Source organism: Neoroseomonas terrae (assembly GCF_018129025.1).
GTDB lineage: Bacteria > Pseudomonadota > Alphaproteobacteria > Acetobacterales > Acetobacteraceae > Neoroseomonas > Neoroseomonas terrae.
Genome location: NZ_JAAEDI010000035.1, coordinates 37,955 through 54,926, shown reverse-complemented (window position 1 = coordinate 54,926; position 16,972 = coordinate 37,955). Strand labels below are relative to the sequence as shown.

Annotated in this window: 14 protein-coding genes; all 14 read left to right on the top strand. The window is 70.8% G+C overall.

What is annotated here, in order from left to right; genetic code table 11:
* The first annotated feature begins 116 nt into the window (after window positions 1-116).
* The 14 genes from GXW78_RS24755 (at window position 117) to GXW78_RS24690 (ending at window position 16,960) form a co-directional block, all read left to right on the top strand.
* Window positions 117-1,559, top strand: coding sequence for a UDP-N-acetylmuramoyl-L-alanyl-D-glutamate--2,6-diaminopimelate ligase (locus GXW78_RS24755; RefSeq protein WP_211871588.1), 1,443 nt, complete (start codon window positions 117-119; stop codon window positions 1,557-1,559).
* The gene (locus GXW78_RS24750) at window positions 1,556-2,935 is read left to right on the top strand and encodes a UDP-N-acetylmuramoyl-tripeptide--D-alanyl-D-alanine ligase (RefSeq protein ID WP_211871587.1); all 1,380 of its coding nucleotides are present in this window, start codon (window positions 1,556-1,558) and stop codon (window positions 2,933-2,935) included. Before GXW78_RS24755 ends, GXW78_RS24750 begins: the two co-directional genes overlap by 4 nt.
* Complete coding sequence (mraY, locus tag GXW78_RS24745; RefSeq protein ID WP_211871586.1) at window positions 2,932-4,020, top strand: phospho-N-acetylmuramoyl-pentapeptide-transferase; 1,089 nt, start codon at window positions 2,932-2,934, stop codon at window positions 4,018-4,020. The genes GXW78_RS24750 and mraY overlap by 4 nt, the downstream gene beginning before the upstream one ends.
* Entirely contained in the window at window positions 4,017-5,393 is a 1,377-nt protein-coding gene (murD, locus tag GXW78_RS24740; RefSeq protein ID WP_211871585.1) for a UDP-N-acetylmuramoyl-L-alanine--D-glutamate ligase, read from the top strand. The genes mraY and murD overlap by 4 nt, the downstream gene beginning before the upstream one ends.
* On the top strand, window positions 5,393-6,571 hold the full coding sequence (locus tag GXW78_RS24735) for an FtsW/RodA/SpoVE family cell cycle protein (protein ID WP_211871584.1): 1,179 nt from the start codon (window positions 5,393-5,395) through the stop codon (window positions 6,569-6,571). The genes murD and GXW78_RS24735 overlap by 1 nt, the downstream gene beginning before the upstream one ends.
* 8 nt (window positions 6,572-6,579) lie before the next feature.
* Window positions 6,580-7,701 (top strand): undecaprenyldiphospho-muramoylpentapeptide beta-N-acetylglucosaminyltransferase, encoded by a 1,122-nt coding sequence (murG, locus tag GXW78_RS24730; protein ID WP_211871583.1) that lies wholly within the window; start codon window positions 6,580-6,582, stop codon window positions 7,699-7,701.
* Complete coding sequence (gene murC, locus GXW78_RS24725; RefSeq protein WP_211871582.1) at window positions 7,701-9,143, top strand: UDP-N-acetylmuramate--L-alanine ligase; 1,443 nt, start codon at window positions 7,701-7,703, stop codon at window positions 9,141-9,143. The genes murG and murC overlap by 1 nt, the downstream gene beginning before the upstream one ends.
* A 95-nt stretch (window positions 9,144-9,238) precedes the next feature.
* The gene (murB, locus tag GXW78_RS24720; RefSeq protein ID WP_408904217.1) at window positions 9,239-10,108 is read left to right on the top strand and encodes a UDP-N-acetylmuramate dehydrogenase; all 870 of its coding nucleotides are present in this window, start codon (window positions 9,239-9,241) and stop codon (window positions 10,106-10,108) included.
* Window positions 10,105-11,022, top strand: coding sequence for a D-alanine--D-alanine ligase (locus GXW78_RS24715; protein ID WP_211871581.1), 918 nt, complete (start codon window positions 10,105-10,107; stop codon window positions 11,020-11,022). The genes murB and GXW78_RS24715 overlap by 4 nt, the downstream gene beginning before the upstream one ends.
* On the top strand, window positions 11,012-11,920 hold the full coding sequence (locus GXW78_RS24710; RefSeq protein ID WP_211871580.1) for a cell division protein FtsQ/DivIB: 909 nt from the start codon (window positions 11,012-11,014) through the stop codon (window positions 11,918-11,920). The genes GXW78_RS24715 and GXW78_RS24710 overlap by 11 nt, the downstream gene beginning before the upstream one ends.
* Window positions 11,917-13,212 carry a cell division protein FtsA gene (gene ftsA / locus GXW78_RS24705; RefSeq protein WP_211871579.1) on the top strand — a complete coding sequence of 432 codons (1,296 nt, stop codon included), beginning with the start codon at window positions 11,917-11,919 and terminating at the stop codon, window positions 13,210-13,212. Before GXW78_RS24710 ends, ftsA begins: the two co-directional genes overlap by 4 nt.
* A gap of 58 nt (window positions 13,213-13,270) precedes the next feature.
* A complete protein-coding gene (gene ftsZ / locus GXW78_RS24700; RefSeq protein WP_211871578.1) occupies window positions 13,271-14,827 on the top strand; it encodes a cell division protein FtsZ in 1,557 nt (518 codons plus the stop codon).
* A 253-nt stretch (window positions 14,828-15,080) separates the two neighbouring features.
* The gene (lpxC, locus tag GXW78_RS24695) at window positions 15,081-16,028 is read left to right on the top strand and encodes a UDP-3-O-acyl-N-acetylglucosamine deacetylase (RefSeq protein ID WP_211871577.1); all 948 of its coding nucleotides are present in this window, start codon (window positions 15,081-15,083) and stop codon (window positions 16,026-16,028) included.
* Between the two features lie 80 nt (window positions 16,029-16,108).
* Window positions 16,109-16,960, top strand: coding sequence for an outer membrane protein assembly factor BamD (locus GXW78_RS24690; protein WP_211871576.1), 852 nt, complete (start codon window positions 16,109-16,111; stop codon window positions 16,958-16,960).
* Window positions 16,961-16,972 lie beyond the last annotated feature (12 nt).

The window sequence follows — 16,972 nt, the reverse complement described above, 5'->3', positions numbered from 1 at the left end:
CGACGCCGCGACGCCCGCACGCACCAGCCCCGTCCGCCCCGCCATCCAGCCGCCCGCCGCCATCACGCCCCGCCAGGTCGTGCAGCGGGAGGCGAGCCTTGCGCCTCGGTGAGATCATGCATCGCGCGGGCCTTGCCGGAACGGCCGGGGATGCGGCGATCGCCGGTCTGACGGCCGACAGCCGCGCCGTCCGGCCGGGCATGGTCTTCGCCGCCCTGCCCGGCGCGCGCAGCGACGGGCGCGCCTTCATCGCGGATGCGGTGGAACGCGGCGCGGCGGCGGTGCTGGCGCCGGAAGGCACGGAATGGCCGCCGGGCGTGCCGGTACGGCCGCTGATCACCTCGGCCGACCCGCGCCGGGCGCTGGCGCTGATGGCCGCCGCCTACCACGGTGCGCAGCCGCGCAGCGTCGTCGCCGTCACGGGCACCAACGGCAAGACGAGCACGGTCGACTTCCTGCGCCAGATCTGGACGGCGGGCGGCGAGCGCGCCGCTTCGCTCGGCACGCTGGGGCTGGTGGCCGAAGGCTTTCCACCGGGCCCGTCGCTGACCACGCCCGATCCCATATCGCTGCATGCGACGCTAGCCGCCCTTGCGCGGGCGGGCTTCGGCGCGGCGGCCATGGAGGCGTCCTCCCACGGGCTCGACCAGCGTCGGCTGGACGGGGTGGTGCTGGCAGCGGCGGGGTTCAGCAACCTGACGCGCGACCATCTGGACTATCATGGCGACATGGCGGGCTATCGCGCCGCCAAGCTGCGACTGTTCGACACGCTGCTGCCCGTCGGCGCCGCGGCGGCGGCCTGCACCGAGATGGAGCCTGAGACCTTCGCGGCGCTGCGCGGGATCGCGTCGCGGCGGCGGCTTCGCCTCCTCAGTGTCGGCGAGGCCGGCGAGGCGATCCGCCTGCATGCCGCCCGGCCGCTGCCGGACGGGCTGGCGCTGTCGCTGAGCGCCTTCGGCACGGCGCATGAGATCCATCTGCCCCTGCCCGGCCGGTTCCAGGCCGACAATGTGCTGCTGGCCGCCGCACTCGCCATCGGTGCGGGACAGTCGGCGGATCGCGCCCTCGCCGCCCTGCCGGCGCTGCGCGGCGTCCGGGGGCGAATGGAGCGCGCGGCGGTGCTCGCCAATGGAGCGGCGGTCTATGTGGACTACGCCCATACGCCGGATGCGCTGGCGCGGCTGCTTGCCGCGCTGCGGCCGCACACCACCGGGCGGCTGCATGTGCTGTTCGGTGCCGGCGGCGACCGGGACCCGGGCAAGCGGCCGTTGATGGGGCGTGCCGCCGCGGATGCGGCCGACACCGTGTGGGTCACGGACGACAACCCGCGCAGCGAGGATCCTGGGACGATCCGCGCCGCCGTGCTGGCCGGCGCGCCGGGCGCCATCGATGCCGGGTCGCGGGAGGCGGCGATCGCCGCCGCCCTGTCCGATCTGCGCCCCGGCGACATGCTCGCGGTCGCCGGCAAGGGCCACGAGTCCGGTCAGGAGATCGCCGGCATCGTCCATCCCTTCGACGATGCCGAGGTGGTGCGCCGCCTCGCGGGGGCAGCGTTATGAACGCGCTGTGGACCTCGGCAGCGCTGCGCAGCGCGACGGATGGCACGCTCGATGCCGAGGTCGCGGTCACCGGCGTTTCCATCGACACGCGCAGCATTGCGCCGGGCGACCTGTTCGTCGCGCTGCGCGACGTGCGCGATGGGCATGAGTTCGTCGCCGATGCACTGGCCCGTGGCGCGGCGGCCGCGCTGGTCGACCACAGCCCGCCGGGCGTCGCACCCGGCGCGCCGCTGCTGCGCGTGGCCGATACGCTGGCGGGGCTGACCGCGCTCGGCGCCGCGGCGCGTGCGCGGAGCGAAGCCGCCTTCGTCGGCGTGACGGGTTCCGTCGGCAAGACCACGACGAAGGAGATGCTGCGCGTCGCGCTGTCCGCCTTCGGCCCGACGCATGCCGCCGCCGCATCCTACAACAACCACTGGGGCGTGCCGCTCACCCTGGCCCGCCTGCCGGCCGATGCCGCCTTCGCGGTGATCGAGATGGGCATGAACAATCGCGGCGAGATCGAGCCGCTCAGCCGCCTGGCTCGCCCGCGCGTCGGGGTCATCACCAATCTCGGCAGCGCCCATGTCGGCCGCCTGGGCAGCGAGGAGGCGATTGCCGAGGAGAAGGGCGACATCATCGCCGGCATCGCGCCGGGCGGCACGCTCGTTGTGCCCGCCGATAGCCGCTTCGCGCCGCGCCTCGCGGCCCGCGCACGCGCTGCCGGCCTCGAGGTGCTGACCCATGGGGAGACGCCGGGCGCCGATGCGCGGCTGCTTTCGTACGACGGCGCCGGGGATGGCGGCCATGCGGAGATCATGCTGCATGGCGAGCGCATCGGCGTGACGCTGGCGGCACCCGGGCACCATGTCGCGCTGAACGCCTGCGCGGTGCTCGCCGCCGTTGCCGCGCTTGGGCTATCGCCGCGCAGCGCTGCAGCCGCGCTGCCGGCCTTCGGGGCGCCGGCCGGGCGCGGAAGGCGCACGCGCATCGCCGTCGCCGGCGGTGATGCGCTGCTGATCGACGATTCCTACAACGCTTCGCCACCTTCGATCCGCGCCGGCCTCGCCGTGCTCGGCGCGCAGGCGGCGAGCCGGCGCATCGCGGCGCTGGGGGACATGCGCGAGCTGGGGGAGGATGCGGCGGCGATCCACGCCTCGCTCGCCCCCGATGCCGCCGCTGCCTGCGATCTCGTTTTCTGTTGCGGGGACTTGATGGGTCATCTGTATCGCGCGCTGCCCGACGTGAAGCGCGGCGCGCATCTCGCCGATTCCGCCACCCTCGCCCCCGTGCTGAAGGCCGCGCTGCGGCCGGGCGACGCCGTGCTCGTGAAGGGTTCGCTCGGCTCCCGCATGGCGGTCGTCGTGGCTGCGCTGACGGAAGGCGCGGCGGCATGATCTACAACCTCCTCACGCCCTACGCGGACAGCTTCTTTCTGTTCAATCTCGCGCGCTACCACACCTTCCGCGCGGGTGCGGCGTGCATCACGGCGCTGCTGATCTGCCTCGTCTTCGGCGCGCCGATCATCCGCTGGCTGCGGTCCTTCCAGCGCGGCGGCCAGCCTATCCGCGACGACGGGCCGGAACGGCACCTGATCGAAAAAAAGGGCACGCCGACCATGGGCGGCGTGATGATCCTGACTGCGCTCGTCGTCTCGACACTGCTCTGGGCGGATCTGCGGTCCGGCCTGATCTGGGCGGTGCTGCTGGTCACGGTCGGGTACGGCGCGCTCGGCTTCGCGGATGACTGGCTGAAGGTGACCAAGCGGAACACCAAGGGCGTGTCGGGCCGCGCCAAGCTGTTCGTCCAGGCGGGGCTTGGCCTGGTCGTCGCGCTGTGGATCACGGCGCTGATGCCGGGCGCGCTCGCCGACGGTCTCGCGCTGCCCTTCTTCAAGGAAGTGCTGGTGCCCTTCGGCCTGCTGTTCCCGCTGGTGGGCATGCTGGTGATGATGGGTTCGTCCAACGCCGTGAACCTGACGGACGGGCTGGACGGGCTCGCGATCGTGCCAGTGATGATCGCGGCCGCGGTGTTCGCGCTGATCGCCTATCTGGTCGGCAATCGCGTGTTCGCCGACTACTTGCAACTGCACTACGTGCCGGGCACCGGCGAGCTCGCCGTCTTCGCCTCGGCGCTGATCGGTTCGGCGCTCGGCTTCCTATGGTTCAACGCACCGCCGGCGGCGGTGTTCATGGGCGATACCGGATCGCTGTCGCTCGGCGGCGCGCTCGGCGCGCTGGCGGTGGCGACGAAGCACGAGATCGTGCTGGCGATCGTCGGCGGGCTGTTCGTCGTCGAGACGGTCTCGGTCATCATCCAGGTCTTCTGGTTCAAGCGCACCGGCCGGCGCGTCTTCCTGATGGCGCCGCTGCACCATCATTTCGAGAAGAAGGGCTGGGCCGAGCCGACCATCGTCATTCGCTTCTGGATCATCGCCATGATCCTGGCGCTGGTCGGCCTGAGCACGCTCAAGATCCGATGACCCCGGCCCGTCCCTTCACCCCCTTCCTTGGCGCGCGCATCGCCGTCGTCGGGCTCGGCCGCGCCGGGCTGCCGGCGGCGCTGCGCCTGGCCGAATGGGGTGCGGAGGTCGAGGCGTGGGATGATGGTGAGCCGGCGCGGCGCGCCGCCGAGGAAGCGGGGCTGACCGTCCGCGACGCCGCTGAGGGGCGCTTCCGCGCCGACGCGCTCCTGCTCTCCCCGGGCATCCCGCATCGCCTGCCGGAGTCGCATCCCGCGGCGCTGGCTGCACAGGCTGCCGGCGCGCCGATCCTCTGCGATGCGGAGTTCCTCTACCGCGCGGTGCTCGCGGCCCATGCCGGGGCACGCTTCGTGGGGGTGACCGGCACCAACGGGAAGTCCACCACCACGGCCTTAATCCACCACGTCCTGACGGCGGCGGGTCGGCCGGCGCAGGTGGGGGGCAATCTCGGCCCCCCGGCGCTCGGACTCAAGATGTTGGGGTCCGACGGGGTCTACACCCTCGAAATGTCGTCCTACATGTTGGAGCGAATCGCCACGCTGCGCTTCAACGTGGCTGTCATGCTCAACCTCAGCCCGGACCACCTCGACCGACATGGCGACATGGCCGGCTATGCCGCTGCGAAGGCTCGGATCTTCGCGCGGCAGACCGCTGGGGACGTCGCGGTGGTCGGTCAGGATGACGCGATGACCGCCGCGCTGGGTCGCGGATTGAAGGCGCGGGTCGTGCCGATTTCGGGACAGACAGCGCAACCCCGCGGCGTCTGGGCCGAGGGGCGCCTGTTGCGCGACGAGGACGGCGTGATCCTCGACCTGGACGAGGCGCCCGCCCTGCCGGGCAGCCACAATGCGCAGAACGCCGCGGCGGCGGCCGCCGCCTGCTTCGTGCTCGGGCTGTCGCGGGCAGAGGTGGCCGCTGGCCTCATCACCTATCCGGGCCTGCCGCACCGGCAGGAACGGGTCGCCGAGGCGCGCGGCGTCGTCTTCGTGAACGACAGCAAGGCGACCAACGCCGACAGCACGGCGCGGGCGCTGGCATCCTATGATCGCGTGGTGCTGATCGCCGGCGGCGAAGCGAAGGAAGGCGGCATCGATTCGCTCATGCCGCTGTTCCCGCGCATCGCGAAGGCGTTCCTGATCGGGCGCGATGCGCCGCTGCTCGCGAAGACGCTCGCGGCCCACGGCGTTGCACATGAGGTGGCCGGCACGCTGGAGGCCGCCACGCGCGCGGCCGCGCAGGCCGCTTTCGCCGGTGCCGCGCCGGTGGTGCTGCTCTCGCCCGCCTGTGCGTCCTGGGACCAGTTCACCGGCTTCGACCAGCGCGGCGACCGCTTCCGCGCGCTGTCTCGCGCCATCGCCGAGGAGAGCGCGTGATGGCCTTTTCCCGTGCCGACACCTCCATCCTCGGCCGCTGGTGGTGGACGGTCGATCGCTGGACGCTCGCCGCGCTGCTGGCGCTGATCGGCTTCGGCTATGTGATGATGCTCGCCGCCTCTCCGGCCGTGGCGGAACGCATCGGTGCTTCCTCGCGCCACATGTTCTTCTTCAGGCAGGTGGTGTACCTGATGGCGGCGACGGGGCTGATGGTGGCCGTCTCGCTGCTCTCTCCGCGCGGGGTACGGCGCTTCGCGCTGGCCGGTTTCGCCGTCGCGCTGCTCCTGACGGCAGCGACGCTGGTCGTCGGAACCGAGATCAAGGGCGCGCGGCGCTGGTTGCCGATCCCGGGCATGTCGCTGCAGCCATCCGAGTTCCTCAAGCCCTTCTTCGCCGTGGTGGCGGCGTGGCTGATCGCCGAGGGCAAGATGCCGGGGTCCAAGGTCTGGGGCGCATCCATCGCACTTGGGCTGTTCCTTGCCGTCGGCGCGATCCTGAAGGGACAGCCTGATATCGGCATGCTGCTGGTCGTCGCCGCGGTGTTCTTCGCGCAGTTCTTCGTCGCCGGCATGAACCTGTTCTTGGTCGGCGCGGTGGGGGGCATCGGCATCGCCGGCGCGGTCGGCGCCTATCTGCTGTTTCCCCATGTGCAGTCGCGCGTGCATCGCTTCCTGGACCCGACTTCGGGCGATTCCTATCAGGTCAGCGTGGCGATGGAGGCCTTCGCCAATGGCGGACTGCTCGGCCGTGGACCGGGTGAGGGCCGCGTGAAGAACGTGCTGCCCGACGCGCATGCCGACTTCGTCTTCGCCGTCGCCGGCGAGGAATTCGGCCTGGTGATCTGCATGGTCATCCTCGTGCTGTTCGCCTTCGTCGTGGTGCGCGGCCTGATGCGCCTGCTGTCCGAGGGCGACCTGTTCGTGATGCTGGCCGGCACCGGGCTGCTGACGCAGTTCGGCCTGCAGGCCTTCGTCAACATGGCGTCCACCCTGCATCTGATCCCGACCAAGGGAATGACCCTGCCTTTCGTGTCCTATGGCGGGTCCTCGGTGCTCGCCATCGCGATCGGCATGGGCATGCTGCTGGCGCTGACCCGACGGCGGATCGGCGCAAGGGCGGGCGACGCCGCCGAGGACACCTCCGCCGCGCCCATGATGGCGGCGGGGGGGCTTCGGTGAGAGGCCCCATGGCCCAGCCCATCATCATCGCCGCCGGCGGGACCGGCGGTCATCTGTTTCCCGCCGAGGCGCTGGCGGCGGAACTGCTGCGCCGCGGCGAGCGGATCGCGCTGATGACCGATGCACGCTCCGCCGCCTATGACAGCGCGGCCTTCGCGAATGCAGAGCGCTTCGTACTGTCGGGTGCCGGCCTGTCCGGACGCGGCATCCGCCGCGCGACGCGCGGCGCGATGAAGCTGATGGCGGGCACAATGCAGGCACGCCGGCACATGGCGATGCTGATGCCCTCGGCCGTCGTCGGCTTCGGCGGCTATGCCTCCTTTCCGCCGCTCGCCGCGGCGCGGCTCCTCGGCGTGTCGCGCCGGCCGGCCATCATCCTGCATGAGCAGAACGCGGTGCTCGGCCGCGCCAACCGGCTGATGGCGCGTGCGGCCGACCTGCTGGCGCTGTCCTTCGAGGACACGACGAACGTCCCCACGGGCACGCGCAGCGCCGTCGTCGGCAATCCGGTGCGGCCGGCGCTCGCCGCCCTGGCGGGGCAGCCCTACCCGGCGCCGCTCGACGGCGGTGCGCTCAAGCTGCTGGTCACCGGCGGCAGCCAGGGTGCCCGCGTCTTCGCCGACATCGTCCCGCCCGCCGTCGCCGCTTTGCCGGAGGCGATCCGGGCACGGCTGCTGGTCACGCAGCAATGCCGCGCCGAGGATCTCGCGCGCACCGAGACCGCCTATCGCGCGGCCGGCGTCGTCGCGAACCTCGCGCCGTTCTTCCCGGACATCGCCGGCAGGCTCGCTACCGCGCATCTCGTGATCGCGCGCGCCGGCGCCTCCACCGTCGCCGAGCTGGAATGCGCGGGCCGCCCGTCGATCCTCGTCCCGCTGCCCTCCGCCATCGACGACCACCAGAACGCCAATGCCCGCGCGCTCGCGCAGGCCGATGCCGCCTGGGTCTATCCGCAGCCGGCCTTCACCGCGCCGGCGCTGACCGAAAGACTGACCGCCGTGTTCTCCGTACCCGATCGCCTCGTCGCGGCTGCCGCCGCGGCTGCCGCCCTCGCCCGCCCGCTGGCGGCGCGGGACCTCGCCGACCAGGTGCTGGCGCTCGCGCGCCGCGCGACGATGGGGGCCGCCTGATGCGCGCGCTGCCGCTCAACATCGGTGCGATCCACTTCGTCGGCATCGGCGGCATCGGCATGTCCGGCATCGCCGAGGTGCTGCATGTGCTCGGCTACCAGGTGCAGGGCAGCGACATCGCCGACAGCGCCAATGTGCAGCGCCTGCGCGCCGTTGGCATTCCGGTCGCCGTCGGCCATGACGAGGCCAATCTCGGTGATGCGCAGGTGGTCGTCGTGTCGACCGCCGTGAAGCGCGACAACCCGGAGGTCGCCACCGCCCGCAAGCGCTTCATTCCGGTCGTGCGGCGCGCCGAGATGCTCGCGGAGCTGATGCGGCTGAAATGGTCCGTCGCGATCGGCGGTACCCACGGCAAGACGACGACGACCTCGCTCGTCGCCGCGGTGCTCGAGGCCGCCCGGCTCGACCCCACCGTCATCAACGGCGGTATCATCAACGCCTATGGCACCAACACCCGCATGGGTGCCGGCGACTGGATGGTCGTCGAGGCCGACGAATCCGACGGCTCCTTCCTGAAACTTCCCGCCGTCGTCGCCGTCGTCACCAACATGGACCCCGAGCACCTGGACCACTGGGGCACGGGCGAGGCCATGAAGGAAGCCTACGCCCAGTTCGTCGGCAACATCCCCTTCTACGGCTTCGCGGTGCTCTGCATGGACCATCACGAAGTGCAGGCGATGATCCCGCGCCTGTCGGACCGCCGCATCGTCACCTATGGCTTCTCCCCCCAGGCCGATGTCCGCGCCGAGAAGGTCATCACGGATCGCATGGGCGCCACCTTCGAGGTGACGATCACCGACCGCGCCAGCGGCCGCACGCGCACCATGAAGCCGTTCCGCCTGCCGATGCTCGGCCAGCACAATGTGCAGAACGCCCTCGCCGCCATCGCCATCGGCGTCGAGATGGACGTGGACGAAACCACCATCCGCACCGCGCTGGCCGGCTTCAAGGGCGTGAAGCGCCGCTTCACCCGCACCGGCGAGGCCGGAGGCATTTCCGTGATCGACGACTACGGCCACCACCCGGTCGAGATCGCCGCCGTGCTGAAGGCCGCCCGCCAAGCCGGCGCGCGCGACGTGGTCGCCGTGGTGCAGCCGCATCGCTATTCGCGCCTCGCGACGCTGTTCGAGGATTTCTGCACCTGCATGAACGACGCCGGCACGGTGATCGTCGCGGATGTCTACGCCGCCGGCGAACAGCCGATCGAAGGCGTGGACAAGGACGCGCTGGTCGAAGGGCTCCGCGCCCGCGGGCACCGCTCGGTCGTGCCGCTGCCGGGGCCGGACTCGCTGCCGGAGATGATCCACGCCATCGCGAAGTCGGGCGACTACGTCGTCTGCCTCGGGGCGGGGAACATCACGGCCTGGGCACATGCGCTTCCCGGTCAGCTGCAGGACCTGCAGCAGCGGTCGCGCGGGCGGCTAGCCGGGGCGATGAAGTGATGATGGCCGCGGCCGCCATCGGAGAGGGGCGTCGCCCCTCTCCGAACCTCACCCCACCAAAGGCCGAAAGGCCTTTGGGAACCTCGACTCCGCCCTTGAGGGGGCGCATCGCTCATGATGCGCCGATCGGGGCGCAGACGTGGTTTCGGGTGGGTGGCAACGCCGACACGCTGGTCAGGCCGGCGGATGCTGATGATCTCGTCGCGCTGCTGAAGCAGGTGCCGGCGGCGACGCCGCTCACCGTCATCGGCGCGGCGTCGAACATGATCGTCCGCGATGGCGGGATCGAAGGCGTGACGATCCGCCTCGCCCGCGGCTTCGGGGATATCGACGCGCAGGCTGACGGAATCGTCGCCGGCGCCGCGGCGCTCGACGTCACGGTCGCGGAAACCGCTGCGCAGCACGCGCTGGGCGGGCTGGAATTCCTCGTCGGGATCCCGGGCACCATCGGCGGCGCCGTCGCCATGAACGCCGGTGCCTACGGCGCGGAAGTCAAGGACGTGCTCGACTGGGCCGAGCTCGCCACGCCCGGCGGCCTGATCCGCCTCACCGCCGGCGAGTTGCGCTTCGCCTATCGCCGCGCCGAATTGCCCGCGCGCGCTGTCGTTACCCGCGCACGCTTTCATGCCACGCCCGGCGACGCCACGGCCATCGCCGCGCGCCTTCACGAGATCCGCGCCGCGCGCGAGGCGACGCAGCCCGTCCGGGCCCGCACCGGCGGTTCCACCTTCAAGAACCCGCCCGGCGACAGGAAGGCGTGGGAGCTGATCGACGAGGCCGGCTGCCGTGGCCTGGCCCTCGGCGCCGCGCAGGTCAGCGAGAAGCACTGCAACTTCCTGCTCAACACCGGCGGCGCGACGGGGGCTGAGATCGAAGCCCTCGGCGAGCAGGTCCGCGCCCGCGTGAAGGCGGCCTCGGGCATTGAGCTCGAATGGGAAATCAAGCGTATCGGGAGGCCGGCATGACGCAGACGGTGGCGGTCCTCTACGGCGGCAAATCGGCGGAACGAGAGGTCTCGCTCTCCTCCGGCCGCGAATGCATCGTTGCCCTGCGCGAAGCTGGCTTCGACGTCCTCCCAATCGAGGTGACCGAGGATCTGCCCGCCGTCATCCACGCGCTGACCCACCCGCGCCCCGATGCGGTGTTCAACGCGCTGCACGGCCGCTACGGCGAGGATGGCTGCATCCAGGGCGTGCTCGACTGGCTCGGCATTCCTTACACCCATTCGGGCGTTCGTGCCTCGGCGCTGGCCATGGACAAGGCCGCCGCCAAGGCCGTGTTCCGCGCCGCCGGCCTGCCCATCGCCGAGCACCGCCTGGTCACGCGCGACGAGCTGGAAGCCGCCGATCCGCTGCCGATGCCCTATGTCGTGAAGCCTGTGAATGAGGGCTCCTCGGTCGGCGTCCACATCGTCAAGACCGGCAGCAACTGCCGCGCCGAGATCGCCCGCAGCTGGCACTACGGCGACCATGCGATGGTCGAGGCCTATGTTCCCGGCCGCGAGCTGACTGTCGGCGTGATGGGTGATCGCGCACTCGCCGTCACCGACATCCTCGCCGATGCCGGCACCTTCTACGATTACGAATCGAAGTATGCGGCCGGCGGCTCGCGCCACGTCGTCCCGGCCCGGATGCCGGAGGAGGACTATGCCCGGGCGCTGGACGTCGCCTTGCGGGCGCATCAGGCGCTGGGCTGCCGCGGCGCTTCCCGCGCCGACTTCCGCTATGACGAGGAGCAACGAAACCTCGTCCTGCTCGAGGTGAACACCCAGCCCGGGTTGACGCCGACCTCGCTGCTGCCGGAACAGGCCGCGCATTGCGGCATCCCCTTCCCCGCCCTCTGTGCCTGGATGGTGAAGGAGGCCCGGCATGGCGCGTGACCCCGGCCGCGCCGCCGCACGCGAACGGCTCTCCCGCACGTCGGTGCCGCAGAAGGAGCCCGAGCGGCCGTCGCGCCTGCGCATCTGGGTGAAGCGCCGGCGCTCGCTGCTATGGCCGGCGATCTACGGCACGCTCGGCTTCGGCGCGATCGCGGTGGTGGTTCTGGCAGTGCGCGCGGTCGATCCGGCCGGGCGGGTGCGCAGCATCGCCGAATCCTTCTCGGGTGTCGGCGACGGGCTCGGCCTCGAAGTGCAGCAGGTGATCCTCGAGGGCCGCCGCAACACGCCGACGGACATGATCCGCGCCGCGCTCGGCGTATCGCGCGGCGACCCGATGCTGGAATTCTCCCCCGAGGCGGCGCGGGCGCGCATCGAGACCATCGCCTGGGTGCAGCAGGCGCATGTCGAGCGTCGCCTGCCCGGCACCATCCTGGTGCGGATCGACGAACGCCGGCCCTTCGCCATCTGGCAGAACGGCGGTCGCTTCGTGATCATCGACCGCGAGGGGCGCGTCGTGGCCTCCGATGGGCTCGATCAGTTCGGTCCGCTGCCACTGCTGGTCGGGACCGGGGCAGACACCGCGGGTGCGGCGCTGCACGACATGCTGCGCCGCCAGCCTGACGTCGCCGAGCGCGTCCAAGCCATGGTCCGCATACATGAGCGGCGCTGGAATCTGCGGCTGCACAACGGCGCCGACGTGTTGCTGCCGGAAGGCGCCGAGCCCGCCGCGATCGATCGGCTGGCCGAGTTGCAGCGCGAGGCGAAGCTGCTCGACCGGCCACTCGCCGCCATCGATCTCCGCCTGCCGGACCGGCTGGTTCTACGCCCGACGCGGCAGGCCGAGCCCGCCGAGGCGCCGGCCCAGCAGCAACAGGCAACGAGGGCGCGCCGCGGATGAACCAGATGGCCCGCCTTCCCGCCCCCGTCGAACCCGGCCAGCCGCCGCGCAAGCGCCGCCAGGCGCGCAGCGGCACCTTCGGCGTCATCGATATCGGCTCGACCAAGGCGGTCTGCCTGATCGCGCGCATCGAATCCGATGGTTCGCCGCGCGTGCTCGGCTTCGGCTGGCAGCGCGGGCGCGGGGTGAAGGGCGGGTCGATTGTCGACCTCGAGGAAGCGGAACGCGCCATCCGCGCGGCGGTCGGCCAGGCGGAGGAGATGGCGGACACCCGCATCCCCGGCGCCATCGTGAACCTGTCCTGCGGCCAGCCGGACAGCCGCCAGCTCAACATCCAGTGGGGCATCGGCGGCCGCGCCGTCACCGAGAACGACCTCCGCGCCATTCTCAACGAGGGCCGCCGCCGTACGGTGGAGGAAGCGCGGGAGACGGTGCACGCCATCCCGCTCGGCTTCACCGTGGATGCGACCCCCGGCGTCGACGATCCGCGCAGCATGATCTGCGACACGCTGGGCGCGCGGCTGCACATGGTCAGTGCCTCCCAGGCATCGCTGCGCAACCTCGGTGCCTGCCTGCTGCGCTGCGACCTGGAGGTGGAGGAACTGGTCTCTGCCCCCTTCGCCGCCGGCCTCGCCACGCTGGTCGAGGATGAGAAGCAGCTCGGCGCCACCGTGATCGACATGGGCGGCGGCACGACATCGCTCGCCGTGTTCAGCGAGGGCCATCTGGTCCACACCGCGCAGATCGCGGTCGGCGGCGGGCAGGTGACGAACGATCTCGCGACCGTGCTCTCGACGCCCGTCGCCCATGCCGAGCGCATCAAGACCCTGCATGGCAGTGTGCACGGGGGGTCCGACGACGACCGTGAATACCTGCCCGTCCCGCTGCTGGGCGAGGATGAACACGCCATCGCCCGCATTCCCCGCGCGATGGTTGTCGGCATCATCAAGCCGCGGATGGAGGAGACCTTCGAGCTGCTGCGCGAGAAGATCGACGCGGCGGGACTCGGCAAGGAGGGCGGCACGCGCGTCGTGCTGACGGGCGGCGGCAGCCAGCTCGTCGGCGTGCGCGAGCTCGCCGCGCGAATTCTTGATCGGCAGGTGCGCGTCGGCCGTCCCCTTGCCGTGCGCGGCCTTGCCGAGGCCGCCTCAGGCCCCGCCTTCGCATCGGCGATCGGCCTGCTTCTCTGGGGTGCCGGCGAAGGCCGCCCCGTTCTCGACATCGCGCCCGGTCCCGCACGAACCGCAAGCGCGTTCCACCGTTTCGTCAACTGGATCAAGGACCGCGTGTGAATCGAGGCCTCGCCACGAATCGACGCGATCCCGTAGAGCTTCAACAGGAGGCCCGCCCATGACCCTGACCCTGACCCTGCCGCAGAGCATGCATACGGATTTCAGCCCGCGCATCACGGTCGTCGGCGTCGGCGGCGGCGGCACGAATGCCGTCAACAACATGATCGCGATGGGGCTGGACGGCGTCGAGTTCCTCGTCGCCAACACCGACAGCCAATCGCTGTTCCATTCGAAGGCCGAGCGCCGCGTGCAGCTCGGGCCGCACCTCACGCAGGGCCTCGGTGCCGGCGCGAAGCCGGAGATCGGCCGCGCCGCGGCCGAGGAGGCGATGGAGGAACTCGCGCGCCACATCGAAGGCGTGCACATGATCTTCATCACCGCCGGCATGGGCGGTGGCACGGGCACGGGTGCGGCGCCGGTGATCGCGCGCATGGCGCGTGAGCGCGGCATCCTGACCGTCGGCGTGGTGACGAAGCCGTTCGACTTCGAAGGGCCGAAGCGGAAAAAGTCCGCCGATTCCGGCATCGACGAGTTGCAATCCTTCGTCGACACGCTGATCGTCATCCCGAACCAGAACCTGTTCAGGCTGGCCAATGAACGCACCACCTTCCAGGAAGCGTTCAAGATGGCCGACAACGTGCTGTACATGGGCGTGCGCGGCGTGACCGACCTGATGGTCAATCCGGGCATGGTCAACCTCGACTTCGCCGACATCCGCACGGTGATGGCCGAGATGGGCAAGGCCATGATGGGCACCGGCGAGGCCGAGGGCGACGACCGTGCCCGCAAGGCCGCGGAGGCCGCGATCAACAACCCGCTGCTCGAGGACATCTCGATGGCGGGCGCCCGCGGCGTGCTGATCAATATCACCGGCGGCCTCGACATGACGCTGTTCGAGGTGGATGAGGCCGCCAACCGCATCCGCAAGGAAGTGGACGAGGACGCCAACATCATCTTCGGCACCTCGGTCGATGAGGACATGAACGGGCGCGTGCGCGTCTCGGTCGTGGCCACCGGCATCGACCTCGTGGCGAAGGAGGAAGCCGTTCGGCCGAAGCTCGTCGTCAATGGCGGCGTAGCCCCTGTCGCGGCGGTCGCGACGCAGTCCGTGGCGCCGGCCGCGGCACCGCGCCCGGCCGCGACCTCCTTCGTGCGCCGCGCGACCGACCCCGCGCCCGCCGCTGCCATGCCGGCGATGCGCCCCGCCGTCGTCGAGGCCTCGGCCGAGCCGATGGCCCACTACGAGGCACCGCAGGCCGAAGCGGCCGTTGCTCCGGCATCGGTCGAGGCAGCCCCGGTGATGATGAGCCCGGCGGCGCACTACCAGGAACCGGCGCCGGCGATGCGTCCGGCGGCGATCGATGCGCCGCGCGGCCAGGCCGCGACCGCCACCGTCTTCGGCCTGTTCCGCAAGGCGACGGGCCTCGGCAGCAGCATGATGCGCCGGACCCTGCCGGAAGCGGCCGCGCCGACGCACGCCGCCCCCTCCGTCCGGATGGAGCCTTCGATGGCCGCGCCGGCCGCGACGGCACCCGCCCGGCCGGCGGCGCGACCCGTGCAGCAGGATGAGATGGGGCTCGAGATCCCGACCTTCCTGCGTCGACAGAGCAACTGATAACGGATCGGAGAGGGCGTCGCCCCTCTCCCTTATTTCGCCGCCCTGTTACAGGCCCCAATTTTGCCGCATTACGCGGCGCACCAATTCAATATTTTCAATAGCTTGCATCGTAATACGGAGAAACAAGGCTTGAATAGCATCGCCGCCTGCGCGGTGCTTCTGTGAGCCTGGGTGTTAACCCTTGCTGTACGTCGGCGTTGTCCGGCCTGCGGCAGGAGGCCCGAAGCACCCGGGAAAGGCAGCAGGTTCTATGGACGGTTTTATCACGGTTGAGACGGGGCGGCGCAGGACGTTGAAGGCACCCATTGGGTGCGTCGGCGTCGGCCTGCATTCCGGTCGCCGCGCGACCGTCACGCTGCGTCCGGCTTCGGCCGGCACGGGGATCGTGTTCCATCGCGCTGACCTCGGCGGCATCGAGATCCCGGCGCTGTTCGACCGCGTCAACGACACCCGGCTCTGCACCGCCCTGGGTGACGGCATGGCGCGCGTGTCCACGGTTGAGCACGTCATGGCGGCGCTGGCCGGCTGCGGCATCGACGACGCGATCGTTGAGGTCGATGGCCCGGAAGTGCCGATCATGGACGGCTCGGCCGCCCCCTTCGTCTTCCTTATCGACTGCGCCGGCATCGCGACCACGGCCGCGCCGCGCTCGCCGATCGAGGTGCTGCGCCCGATCCGTGTCGAGGATGCGAACGGCGCCTTCGCCGAACTCCTCCCCGCGCGTGAGGCCGCATTCGACGCCGAGCTCGAGATCGACTTCCCCAGCACCGCGATCGGCCGGCAGACCGTGACCATGCGTGTCACTGAGCGCGGCTTCCGCGAAGGCCTGGCCGACGCCCGCACCTTCACCCTCGCCGAGGACATCGCGCGGCTGCGCGCGGCCGGCTTGGCCCAGGGCGGCAGCCTGGCGAACGCCGTGGTGGTGGATGGCCCCCTGGTGCTCAACCCCGGTGGCCTGCGGCGTCCGGACGAATTCGTGCGGCACAAGCTTCTGGACGTGGTGGGCGACCTCGCGCTCGCCGGGGCTCCGCTGCATGCCCGCTTCCGCGGCAGCCGCTCGGGCCACGCGCTGAACAACCGTCTGCTCCGGGCCCTGTTCGCGGATGCCTCCGCTTGGCGCTTCGCCGGCCTGCCGGCCTTCACCGAGGGCTCTGCCGCGTCGCCGATGCGCGCTGCAGCCGCCCCGGCGATCGCCTGATCGACTGCCCCAGGTCGGGGCGGCTTGGCGGGTTCGCCCTGCCGCGTGATATAGAGCGGCGCGACTTCATGGCTGGCGAGATGATCCGTCGATTCCTGCCCATCCTCCTTATCGCGGCCCTGGCTGCCTGCGGCGAAAGCAACCGCTTCCGCCAGGGCACCGGCGCCGATCCGTCGATGACGACCGGCACCACGGCGCCGGCCGACGCGGCGGATCAATCGCCCGAGGCTCTCTATGCCGCCGGCATGCAGGAGTTGCGCAACAACCGCTATCAGCGTGCCGTCGATCTGTTCGATGCGGTGGAGCGCGAGCATCCGTATTCCACCTGGGCGACCAATGCCAAGCTGATGGCCGCCTATACGGAATACTACCGGAACCGCTACACTGAGGCGATCGGCGCGCTCGACCGCTTCATCCAGCTGCATCCGGCGCATCGCGACATCGCCTACGCCTACTACCTGCGCGCGCTGTCGCAGTATGAGCAGATCAACGACGCGCAGCGCGACCAGCAGCAGACCATCGTCGCCATGACGGCGTTGCAGGAGGTGGTGAACCGCTTCCCCGACACCGCCTATGCCCGCGATGCACGGTTGAAGATCGACCTTGCCCGGGACCACCTGGCAGGACGCGAGATGTATGTCGGCCGCTGGTACCAGCGGCAGGGGCTGACCACCGCCGCCATCGGCCGCTTCCGCCGCGTGGTGGACGAGTACCAGACGACCAACCACGTCCCCGAGGCGCTGCACAGGCTGACCGAGATCTACATCTCGATGGGCCTGACGGACGAGGCGCGGCGCACCGCAGCGGTGCTCGGCTACAACTACCCGGGCAGCCCCTGGTACCAGGACTCCTACGCACTGCTCGAGGGTGGGCCCGCCGCAGCCCAGGATCGGCCGGGCTTCTTCACCCGTTCCCTCAACTGGCTGTTTTAGCGGCGGGCACGG